The organism is Pseudomonas sp. DCB_AW, from assembly GCF_026240895.1.
Classification (GTDB): domain Bacteria; phylum Pseudomonadota; class Gammaproteobacteria; order Pseudomonadales; family Pseudomonadaceae; genus Aquipseudomonas; species Aquipseudomonas kermanshahensis.
In genome coordinates this window covers 1-467 of sequence record NZ_JAPFCE010000176.1, presented here as the reverse complement: position 1 = coordinate 467, position 467 = coordinate 1, and the positions used below count along the sequence as shown (strand labels likewise).

Below are 467 nucleotides of genomic sequence, written 5' to 3'. Positions count from 1 at the left end.
GAGAGTTTGGTACCGCCGCCACCATGGAGTTTGGGCTGAGCTGGCTTTTTCTTGTGGCTATTTTAAAAGGTGTCCAGTGTCAGGTGCAGCTGGTGCAGTCTGGCGCCGAAGTGAAGAAACCCGGCAGCAGCGTGAAGGTGTCCTGCAAGGCCAGCGGCGGCACCTTCAGCAGCTACGCCATCAGCTGGGTCCGCCAGGCTCCTGGACAGGGACTGGAATGGATGTGCGGCATCATCCCCATCTTCGGCACCGCCAACTACGCCCAGAAATTCCAGGGCAGAGTGACCTGCACCGCCGACGAGAGCACCAGCACCGCCTACATGGAACTGAGCAGCCTTCGAAGCGAGGACACCGCTGTGTATTACTGTGCGAGAGACACAGTGGTAGTACTCCACTGTCTGGGTGTACAAAAACCTCCCTGCACGCCTCTCTAACCTCACAATTCTGTGCCAATGAGACCAAACTCT

General features: G+C 57.6%; 1 protein-coding gene. It reads left to right on the top strand.

The window, feature by feature from the left end; all coding sequences use genetic code 11:
* On the top strand, positions 1 to 434 hold a 434-nt coding region (locus OO306_RS28140), incomplete at its 5' end, for a hypothetical protein (RefSeq protein WP_265970396.1).
* Positions 435 to 467: the final 33 nt, after the last annotated feature.